Genomic DNA, 10457 nt, shown 5'->3' with positions numbered 1-10457 from the left:
AGCACCCCAGGTTGTGCGATGCGCGGCGAGGGCGAAGTTGCCCACCTCGCCCGGCATCTGCGTTTCGGGGTAGTGGCCGACCCCCAGGTCCTTCTTGTTAAGCACCTGCGTGAGGCTCACACCCTCCCCGATTACGCGAATGTAGTCGCTGCCGAATCTCGGGATGTAGAGGGTCGCAAAAGGTTTGCCACCGGCGACGGCGGCCGTGCTCACGGGCGGATCGCCGTGGTCGACGGGGGCATCCGACGCCACGGGGGGCGCAGTGGGCGCCGTCGTCTCGGCCGGAGGAGCGGTTGGTGCAGCCTCAGAGAGCGACTCGCTGAGCGCCACTGCGCTGTCGCGCTGTTCGTTCCCCACGAGAATGTCGTTGAGCCAGAGCTGCCAACCCAAAAAAAGAAATACAAGAACGCCAGCAGTCAGAAAGAGCTCCCCGAGCACTCCGAATACGCTGACGCGCCCGACGCGCGGAGGGCGTTCGGGGCGAGCTTCGACCTCGCTCGGCTCCATAGGGGCGATTCTATCGACGGTATCCGGCTAGAATCTGCACATGGCCAGATCGACGAACTCGAAGACCGACGCCCCGCGGGAGATCCGTTCGGGAGACGATGCCCCTAACCCGGTCTGGTTCAAGCCCATCATGTTCGGGCTCATGCTTCTCGGCCTGATCTGGATCATCGTTTACTACATCAGCCGAAGCGCCCTGCCTCTGCCCGCCTTGGGCGACGCTAACATCCTCGTCGGTTTCGGCATCATGTTCGTGGGCTTCCTCATGACAACGCGCTGGCGATAAGCGCTCCCTCAGCAATAGAAAAGACCCCCTGGCCGGTGCCGGGGGGTCTTTTCTTGTGCTGTCATCACGATGGGCACCCGGGGGACAACTACACCGGTGTAATTATCCCCATTGTGGAATAACCTGTGGATAACTTCGGGGATGACGGGGATTAACCGGGGATAAGTGGTCTTAAAGCCGGGGATAACCCTGTGGATTGCTGTGGAAAACCGTGTCCCTGTGGATAACTTGCTTAGAACCGTATCCACAGGAGCGCAGAACCAACGACCGAGAGGATGATGAGGCCGATCAGCACGGCAGCCAAGAGCAGGATCTGTGCGCGCTGCTGATTTCTGCGTCGCGTTTTCATCAGAATGAACGCCACAAGGCTTCCGACGAGCAGTCCGCCCACGTGCGCCTGCCAGGCGATGCCGGGCACAACAAACCCGATCACCAGGTTGAGCGCAACGACAATCAGGAGCTGCCGTGAATTGCTCCCGAGCCCACGCTGGATCACAAAGAAGGCGCCGAGCAGACCGAAAATGGCACCGGAGGCTCCGACGACCCACACATCAGGCATAAGAAAGAGCACGGCGACGGATCCGCCGAGGCCACTCAGGGCATACAGGGCGAGAAATCTCCACCGGCCCAGCATCTGCTCAAGGATGCGCCCGAAGATCCAGAGCGAATACATATTGAACAGGATGTGGAAGAAAGAATTCTGCGAGTGGACGAACATCGTCGTGATCATGCGCCACGGCTCGGTGGGCGTCAGAACGCCGGCATAGGCCATGGCGCTCGTGACGAGGCCGCCCGAGAGCAACTGGGCAATGTAAATCAGTGCCGTCACGCCGATGAGGGCATACGTGACAACGGGGCCCTCACGGCGGGCACGGGAGAGGGCCGTCACGACTGCTGGCTTGGTGCGGGGTGCGCTCTGGCGGGCCTCACGGACGCACTCGGGGCAGTGAACCCCGACGGCGGCCTGGGTCTGGCATTCCGGGCAGATGGTGCGCCCGCAGCGCTGGCAGAGGATGTAACTCTGCCGGTCGGGATGCCGGTAACAGTGGTCCGCAGATGCGGAAGGGGGCAGGTCGCTCACGACCGGCCCCCTCTCCGTGGGTGTCTCACAGGTATTAGACCTCTTCGATGGTGATGCTGTTGATCACGACGTCCTCGATCGGCTTGTCACGGCCGTCCTTCTTGACGCCCTCGATCTTCTTGACAACAGACTGCGACTCTTCATCCTCGACCTTGCCGAAGATGGTGTGCTTGCCCTGCAGCCACGTGGTGGGGACGGTCGTGATGAAGAACTGGGAGCCGTTGGTTCCCTTGCCCATCTGGATGCCGGCGTTGGCCATGGCGAGAACGTAGGGCTTGGTGAAGTCCAGCTCGGGGTGGATCTCGTCGTCGAACTGGTAGCCGGGGCCGCCGATGCCCTGACCGAGGGGGTCGCCGCCCTGGATCATGAACTCGTCGATGATGCGGTGGAAGATCACACCGTCATAGAGGGGGCGGTTCGTCTTCTCGCCGGTCGACGGGTCAGTCCATTCGCGGGTGCCGGTTGCGAGACCGACGAAGTTGTCCACCGTCTTGGGGGCGTGGTTGCCGAACAGGTTGACCTTGATGTCACCGAGGCTCGTGTGGAGGGTCGCTACATGTGTGTGCATGCCGATCAGTATTTCATCGTTGGGGCCCCTGAGCCGCATAGTTCGCTTACAGCGCGGAGCATTCACCTAATACTCAGGCCGCTCACAGAGCAACGCGTGGGAGGATGGATGCGCTCCACCCGCCGCAGACTGGAGGTCACTCATGGCTTTGTCCCGCAAACGTTCCCGTGAACTGAAGAAGCTGAAGAGCAACGCTTCGGATGTCTGGGATGACCAGCGTGAAGTTCTGGAACACGCCAGCAAGGTCATCCGCGAGGCCGGACGGCAGGTGGGGTACATCAGCAGGGATGAAGTTGCCCCGCGCGTCCGCGACACTATCGACCACCGTGTGAAGCCCACGCTCGCCACGGGAGTCAACGCCACTCGTTCGGTGGCCGAATACACGCGCGACCGCATCAGTCACGACATTTTCCCCTCCGTTGCCTCTGCGATCGCCTCGGCTCTGGCTGTCATTGAGGTGGCTAAGGATGCCCGCGTAAAAGAGGCGATGAAGCAGGTTCGCAAGGCGAGCGCCCGCACCGAGCACGCCATCGAAGTTGGGAGCAAGAAGGTGAAGAAACGCACTAAGCAACTGCGCAAGCAGGTCGGCTTCGTTCCGCCCAAGTCAACGCCCGGCCCCGGCCGTTACATCGTGATCGGCGTTGGTCTCGTGGCCCTGGCTGGTGTCGGTTACGCCGTATGGCAGACCCTACGTGCCGATGACGACCTGTGGATTTCGGACGAGCCCGAGGACTATCCCAAGCCAGAGGCGCTCTAGCCTCATTCGAACATCGAGCAACGCCGTCGACCCGAGAGGGTCGGCGGCGTTGCCCCGTTAACCCGGGTTTTTTGTCATTCCTCTTCGGTTAAAACTTCGACAGGGACGAATCACAAGAATTCTTGTCATTCGAATTACGCGCCTGTAATTTATCCACAGGCCCCTCCACAGTGTGGACAACTCGGGCTCGGGGGTAGCGTGGCACTATCGGCACTGCGCCGATGTCAGGGAAGACCTCTTGATCGCGCGTCGGCCTCGCGGCTGCCGCCACGATATGGTCGCCTCCTCTGGGTAAATCAAGGAGCCATTGTGCCCACCTCACTACCCGCCCACCCGTTCTCGGCCGTCATCTACTGCGACGGTCAGTTCGGCGAACAAGACGGAAAGACTGCCAACGGCCTGGTGCGTCACTCCGAAAAGTACGAGATCGTCAGCGTGATCGATGCGAGCCGTGCCGGCTTCGACGCAGGGATGTACCTCGACGGCGTGCCGAACGGCATTCCACTGGTCGCGAGTCTGGCCGAGGCTATCGCCCGTACAGGCACAGTGCCCGCCTATCTCATCTGCGGGATCGCACCGGCAAGTGGCATGCTGTCGCGCGAACAGCGCTCGGTGCTGCTGGATGCCATCGGCCGCGGAATGAGCATCATCAACGGACTACACGAGTTCTTGAACGACGATGCCGAGTTCGTCGCCGCGAGCATCGCCTCCGGCGTGACCATCACCGATGTGCGCCGACCCAAGGACAAAAAAGACCTCACGGTGTTCACAGGACGGATATTCGACGTCCCGTGCCCTCGCATCGCAATTCTGGGCACCGATGGTGCGATCGGCAAGCGCACCACGGCGACGCTTTTGGTGCAGGCACTCAACACTCGTGGCATCCGCGCCGTCATGGTGGCGACGGGCCAGACATCGCTCATTCAGGGCGCCGCGTACGGCGTAGCGCTCGACGCGATAGCCCCGCAGTTCTGCTCCGGCGAGCTAGAGGCTCAGGTCGTGGCGGCCTACGAGGGCGAGCTCCCCGATGTGATTGTCGTGGAGGGCCAGGGGGCGCTCAGTCACCCCGCCTACCTCACCTCGGCGTACATTCTGCGCGGCAGTAGGCCGTCAAGCGTCATTCTTCAGCACGCTCCCGCACGGCGCACGCTGGGCGATTACCCGTCGATCCCCATGCCGACCATTGCCAGCGAGAGGGCGCTGATCGAGTCGTTCAGTGAGACCACGGTGATCGGCGTCACGATCAATCACGAAGGGCTCGATAGCGAGGGAATCGCTGCCGCGATTCTGGACGTGCAGATGGAGAACGACTTACCCGCTACCGACCCGCTCACCCGGCCGATCGACGAGCTAGTCAACATCGTGCTGAAGGGCGTTCCTGAACTAGCGGCCACCCTTTCGGCGACAACCCGCTAGCGCCAGCACCAACTCCCCCAACAAAAAAGTCCGAACTTCTCACCGGCAGGCGGTGGGAAGTTCGGACTTATCTTGTGGAGCCTAGGAGATTCGAACTCCTGACATCTTGCTTGCAAAGCAAGCGCTCTACCAACTGAGCTAAGGCCCCGGAACCGCTACCCTCCCGAAGGAGAATATTCCGAGCTGCTGTGCTTTTTCCGAAGAGAAAGCACAGGGTGTTGCGGTACTGCGTGGGGATACCAGGACTTGAACCTGGGACCTCTTCGTTATCAGCGAAGCGCTCTAACCGCCTGAGCTATATCCCCGTGGGCAGATACGAGAGTATCGCACGCAGCCCGATTCTCTAAATTGAGGGATCTAACGGAATGCCCAACTCGGCATCCATCCCGTCAAAGAGAAGTTTTTAGTTGTTAGTGAAGCCGACGAGCAGCCCGCCGGTGACGCGCACCGTGAGGTTGTACAGCATTGCCGCGATGGCGCCAAGGGCGGTTCCCACGATCGTGTTGAGCAGCGCAACCACAATGGCCGAGCCGAGCACCTGAACGATCGAGAAGCTAGCCATCAGCGAGAAGGACTCGTCACCAGTGACATCGCCGAGCAGCGAATCCAGGTCGGTGAAGATTCCGGTCGATGCGAGAACCGTCCAGACCAGTGCCGAGACCACGATGAGCACAACGCCCAGCGATGCCGCCAACAGGAACGACAGCTTGATGGCCGACCAAAAGTCGATGTAGACCAGCCGCAGGCGAACCTGCTTGCTGTTGGGGGCCTTCTGGGACTTGCGCTGGAGTTTCTCGGCGATGCTACTCATCCGGGGTCTCATCCTTTTCTTCGGTATCGGGCGCCGCAGCTACGGGGGCGTCAAGGGCTTCGGGTGAGCCTGCACCATTCTGGGTGTCATCACTGGGCAGTTCCTGACCCTGGAGATTGCGCTCCGAGTTTTTCGCCACCGCAATGATTCTGTCTTCGTCCGCAAAGCGAGCGAAAACGACTCCCATCGTGTCCCTACCCTTCGCCGGGACTTCGGCGACTGCCGAGCGTACCACCTTGCCGCTGGCAAGGACCACGAGAACCTCGTCGTCCTCTTCTACGATCAGGGCACCGGCGAGGTCGCCTCTGGCCTCCTGAAGTTTGGCCACCTTGATGCCAAGACCGCCTCGGTTCTGCACACGGTACTGGTCAACGGAGGTGCGCTTGGCGAAGCCGCCCTCGGTAACGACGAAAACAAATCCGTCATCAGTGACGACCGAAGCGGAGAGCAACTGGTCCTCGCCCTTAAAGTGCATTCCGATAACGCCGGAGGTAGCACGACCCATGGGGCGCAGGGCGTCGTCGGATGCGGTGAAGCGAATCGACATTCCCTTGCGCGATACCAACAGCAGGTCAGAATCTTCGTCGACGAGCATCGCCGAGACGAGTTCGTCTCCCTCGCGCAGGTTGATCGCGATGATGCCACCGGAACGGTTGGTGTCGTACTCGCTAAGCGCCGTCTTCTTTACGAGGCCGCCGCGCGTTGCGAGGGCCAGGTACTGGGCGGCCTGGTAATCGCGGATGTCGAGGATCTGTGCGATCTCCTCCCCCGGCTGCAGGGCGAGAAGGTTGGCAACGTGCTGGCCCTTGGCATCGCGGCCGGCCTCCTGCACCTCGTATGCCTTGGCACGATAGACGCGGCCGGTGTTCGTGAAAAACAGCAACCAGTGATGCGTCGTGGTCACGAAGAAGTGCTCGACGACGTCGTCAGCGCGGAGCTGGGCGCCCTTGACTCCCTTGCCACCGCGGTGCTGGCTGCGGTAGTTGTCGCTGCGGGTGCGCTTGATGTAGCCGCCACGGGTGACGGTGACCACCATCTCCTCTTCGGGGATGAGATCTTCCATGTTCATGTCGCCGTCGTAGCCGTACATGATCTCGGTGCGCCGGTCGTCGCCATACTTGTCGAGAATGTCGGTGAGCTCCTCGCTCACGATCTCCCGCTGGCGAACGGGGCTCGCGAGAATGGAGTTGTATTCGGCAATCATCAGCTCGATCTGGGCGTGCTCGTCCATGATCTTCTGGCGCTCAAGAGCGGCAAGACGACGCAACTGCATGTCGAGGATGGCGCGGGCCTGGAGCTCATCGATCTCCAGCAGCGACATGAGGCCGTCGCGAGCATCTTCAACGGTCGAAGAGCGTCGGATGAGGGCGATGACGTCGTCGAGAGCATCGAGCGCCTTGAGGTACCCCCGCAGAATGTGTGCGCGTTCTTCTGCCTTGCGCAAACGAAACTGCGTTCGCCGAACGATGACCTCGATCTGGTGAGCGACCCACGCAGTGATGAACCCGTCGAGGGCTAGCGTGCGCGGCACGCCGTCCACGATCGCGAGCATGTTCGCGCCGAAGTTCTCTTGGAGCTGCGTGTGCTTGTAGAGGTTGTTGAGCACGACCTTGGCAACCGCGTCGCGCTTGAGCACGATGACGAGGCGCTGACCGGTGCGGCCGGAGGTCTCGTCACGGATGTCGGCGATTCCGGCGAGCTTGCCTTCCTTAACAAGATCAGCGATCTTGAGCGCGAGGTTATCCGGGTTCACCTGGTAGGGAAGCTCGGTGACAACGAGGCAGGTGCGACCCTGCAGCTCCTCGACGTTGATGACGGCGCGCATCGTGATCGACCCGCGGCCGGTGCGGTAAGCATCCTGAATTCCCTTGACGCCAAGAATCTGTGCGCCCGTGGGAAAGTCTGGTCCCTTGATGCGCTGCGTCAGAGCTTCAACAAGCTCCTCGTGCGAGGCCTCGGGATTGGCCAGGTGCCACAGGGCTCCTGCTCCGACCTCACGAAGGTTGTGCGGCGGAATGTTCGTGGCCATACCAACGGCAATACCCACGGAACCGTTGACGAGCAGGTTGGGGAAACGGGCGGGAACAACCGAGGGCTCCTGCGTGCGGCCATCGTAGTTGTCCTGAAAGTCGACGGTCTCCTCTTCGATATCGCGCACCATTTCGAGCGCGAGCGGAGCCATCTTTGTTTCGGTGTATCGAGGGGCGGCCGCGCCGTCGTTTCCGGCGGAACCGAAGTTTCCCTGACCGAGAGCTAGCGGGTATCGCAGGCTCCACGGCTGCACGAGGCGAACGAGCGCGTCGTAAATTGAGGAGTCACCGTGCGGGTGGAACTGACCCATGACCTCGCCGACGACGCGAGCACTCTTGGAGAAAGCCTTGTCGGGGCGGTATCCCCCGTCGTACATCGCGTAGATGACGCGGCGGTGAACCGGCTTGAGGCCGTCGCGCACGTCGGGCAGAGCTCGCCCAACGATCACGCTCATCGCGTAATCGAGGTACGACCTCTGCATCTCGAGCTGGAGATCGACCTGCGTGACCTTGTCGTGCGCGGTGTCGATCTCCTTGCCGGGGACATGCTCGTCCGCGGCGGGGTTCTCGATGTTGTCTTTTTCGTCAGCCATCTGCCTGATTTCGTCTAATGTTCTGCGTCATCTGAAGTTGTGTGTCTCGATGTGCTCGGCCGAATAGGCCGGTCACTCGACTGCGGTGCAGGTAATCGCGGGGCGATTCACTGCATCAAATGTCGAGGAAGCGCACATCTTTCGCGTTGCGCTGGATGAAGTTGCGGCGTGCTTCGACGTCTTCTCCCATGAGCGTGCTGAAGATCTCGTCGGCCGAGGCCGCGTCATCGAGGGTGACCTGCTGGAGCGTGCGGGTCGCAGGATCCATGGTCGTCTCCCACAGTTCCTTGTAGTCCATCTCGCCGAGACCCTTGTAGCGCTGGATGCCGTTGTCCTTGGGGATACGCTTGCCGCCGGCAAGCCCCATCTCCAGCATCTGGTCGCGTTCGCGATCGGAGTAGACGTACTCGTGTGGGGAGTTCGACCACTTGAGCTTGTAGAGGGGCGGCTGCGCAAGGTACACGTAGCCAAGATCGATGAGCGGCCGCATGTAGCGAAATACGAGAGTCAGCAGAAGCGTCGTGATGTGCTGGCCGTCGACATCGGCATCGGCCATGAGCACGATCTTGTGGTACCGGGCCTTGTCCTTGTCGAAGTCTTCACCGATGCCAGCGCCAAAGGCGGTGATCATTGCCTGGACCTCGGCGTTGCCGAGCGCACGATCAAGGCGTGCCTTTTCTACGTTGAGGATCTTTCCTCGGAGCGGCAGAATCGCCTGGGTGTCGGGGTTACGCCCCTGGACGGCGGATCCACCTGCGGAGTCACCCTCAACGATGAAGATCTCAGAGAGGCTCGGGTCCTTGCTCGCGCAGTCGCGCAGCTTTCCGGGCATTCCCCCGGATTCGAGCAGGCCCTTGCGACGAGTCTGTTCGCGAGCCTTGCGGGCTGCCATACGAGCTGCGGATGCCTGCAACGCCTTGCGGATGACATCCTTTGCCTGCTGCGGGTTGCGGGCGAACCAGTCGCCGAGCGCCTCCCCGGCAACCTTCTGCACAAACGACTTTGCCTCGGTGTTACCGAGCTTAGTCTTGGTCTGGCCCTCGAACTGCGGCTCCCCAAGCTTCACGGAGATCACCGCGGTCAGGCCCTCGCGAACATCCTCACCCGTGAGGTTGTCATCCTTTTCTTTAAGGATTCCTTTTTCTCGGGCGTACTTGTTCACCAGGGTGGTCAGCGCGGCACGGAAGCCCTCTTCGTGCGTGCCGCCCTCGTGGGTGTTGATCGTGTTGGCATACGTGTGAACGCTTTCGCTGTATGACGTGGTCCACTGCATCGCAACCTCGAGCGCAATGCGGCGCTCGGTGTCTTCTGACTCGATCGAGATGATTTCGGGGTGCACAACCTCGGACTTCTTGGCGGAGTTGAGGTACTCGACATAGTCGACGAGCCCGCGCTCATACATGAATGTGTCTTTGCGACCGTCGGTGCCCTCCTCATCGACCCGCTCATCCGTGAGCGAGATCGTGAGGCCCTTGTTGAGGAACGCCATCTGCTGAAAGCGAGTGCGCAGGGTCTCATAGTCATAGACGACGGATTCGAAGATCTCATCGTTCGGCCAGAAGCTGATCGTGGTGCCGGTCTCTGTTGTCTCCTCGCCCTTTTCGAGCGGGGCATCCGGAACACCATTCTGAAAGCTCTGTCGCCACACGTGTCCCTGACGGCGAACCTCGACGGACAGGCGACGGGAGAGAGCGTTCACGACCGAGCTGCCGACACCGTGCAGACCACCAGAAACGGCGTATCCGCCGCCGCCGAACTTGCCACCGGCGTGGAGGATCGTGAGCACGACCTCAACCGTCGACTTCTTCTCGACGGGGTGAATGTCGACCGGGATTCCTCGACCGTTATCGACAACCTTGATGCCGCCGTCGGCCATAATCGTCACGGAGATGGTGTCGCAGAACCCCGCGAGGGCCTCATCCACCGAGTTGTCGACGATTTCGTACACGAGATGGTGGAGACCACGCGGGCCCGTCGAGCCGATGTACATGCCGGGGCGCTTGCGCACCGCTTCCAGACCCTCAAGAACCTGGATCTGGTCGGCACCATAGCTCTCGTTGTCGAGCTTCTGCTCGTCTGCGGTGCGCTGGTGCGATGCCGGTGTGGTCGCTTGCTCTTCAGATGGATTCTCGGGTGACTGTAATGACATCTGAAAAGGGACTCCTGTCCTGTAGGGCGACCGTCGTCCTCGACCCGACTTCACGCGTGAAGATATCGAGGCAACCAATAGATTCTACCAAGGTTCGGCTGTCGAACGGGTGAATTCGGCCTCCTGCGCCACTCTTTCGGCCGTACTGAGCTGATTTGACGTGTTAACCGTAAGTATCGCGAGGGCCGCGCCCTGGAATCGATCTGGGGCCATGTTTCCAAGAAGGGGTGTCCGGCCCAAGAAAGCGCACCGACTCGATATT

The 10457-nt window shown here is 61.1% G+C and carries 9 protein-coding genes, 2 tRNA genes and 1 pseudogene; 3 read left to right on the top strand and 9 right to left on the bottom strand.

All coding sequences use genetic code 11. From position 1 onward, the window contains the following. Positions 1–507 (bottom strand): sortase domain-containing protein (locus AC062T_RS04375; RefSeq protein ID WP_476027738.1); only part of this gene is annotated, 507 nt, incomplete at its 3' end. A 40-nt stretch (positions 508–547) separates the two neighbouring features. On the opposite strand from AC062T_RS04375, the gene AC062T_RS04370 reads away from it, so the two are divergent. Further along, positions 548–790, top strand: a complete 243-nt coding sequence (locus tag AC062T_RS04370) for a cell division protein CrgA (protein WP_476027736.1) — start codon at positions 548–550, stop codon at positions 788–790. Between the two features lie 232 nt (positions 791–1022). Here AC062T_RS04370 and AC062T_RS04365 read toward each other — a convergent pair whose 3' ends face one another. Continuing rightward, complete coding sequence (locus AC062T_RS04365; protein ID WP_476027734.1) at positions 1023–1871, bottom strand: rhomboid family intramembrane serine protease; 849 nt, start codon at positions 1869–1871, stop codon at positions 1023–1025. A gap of 34 nt (positions 1872–1905) precedes the next feature. Continuing rightward, positions 1906–2445, bottom strand: coding sequence for a peptidylprolyl isomerase (locus AC062T_RS04360; protein ID WP_476027740.1), 540 nt, complete (start codon positions 2443–2445; stop codon positions 1906–1908). A 136-nt stretch (positions 2446–2581) separates the two neighbouring features. On the opposite strand from AC062T_RS04360, the gene AC062T_RS04355 reads away from it, so the two are divergent. Both AC062T_RS04355 and AC062T_RS04350 read left to right on the top strand, forming a co-directional pair. Next, entirely contained in the window at positions 2582–3196 is a 615-nt protein-coding gene (locus AC062T_RS04355; protein WP_476027732.1) for a hypothetical protein, read from the top strand. 309 nt (positions 3197–3505) lie between these two features. Further along, positions 3506–4612 (top strand): N-acetyltransferase DgcN family protein, encoded by a 1107-nt coding sequence (locus AC062T_RS04350; protein ID WP_476027730.1) that lies wholly within the window; start codon positions 3506–3508, stop codon positions 4610–4612. A 75-nt stretch (positions 4613–4687) separates the two neighbouring features. Here the strand turns inward: AC062T_RS04350 and AC062T_RS04345 are convergent. The 6 genes and pseudogenes from AC062T_RS04345 to AC062T_RS04320 form a co-directional block, all read right to left on the bottom strand. Further along, positions 4688–4760: transfer RNA gene (locus AC062T_RS04345), tRNA-Ala, on the bottom strand. A gap of 83 nt (positions 4761–4843) precedes the next feature. Continuing rightward, positions 4844–4917, bottom strand: a tRNA-Ile gene (locus AC062T_RS04340). Between the two features lie 98 nt (positions 4918–5015). Next, positions 5016–5423, bottom strand: coding sequence for a DUF3566 domain-containing protein (locus AC062T_RS04335; RefSeq protein ID WP_108514519.1), 408 nt, complete (start codon positions 5421–5423; stop codon positions 5016–5018). Then, the gene (gene gyrA, locus AC062T_RS04330; RefSeq protein ID WP_476027727.1) at positions 5416–8046 is read right to left on the bottom strand and encodes a DNA gyrase subunit A; all 2631 of its coding nucleotides are present in this window, start codon (positions 8044–8046) and stop codon (positions 5416–5418) included. The genes AC062T_RS04335 and gyrA overlap by 8 nt, the downstream gene beginning before the upstream one ends. Before the next feature lie 115 nt (positions 8047–8161). Further along, on the bottom strand, positions 8162–10195 hold the full coding sequence (gene gyrB / locus AC062T_RS04325; RefSeq protein ID WP_476027726.1) for a DNA topoisomerase (ATP-hydrolyzing) subunit B: 2034 nt from the start codon (positions 10193–10195) through the stop codon (positions 8162–8164). 163 nt (positions 10196–10358) lie between these two features. Next, positions 10359–10457: pseudogene (locus AC062T_RS04320) on the bottom strand (DciA family protein); the annotation flags it as partial.

The organism is Homoserinimonas sp. (assembly GCF_056262345.1).
Note: the sequence above shows the minus strand (reverse complement) of the source record. Positions and strands in the feature narration are given on the sequence as shown.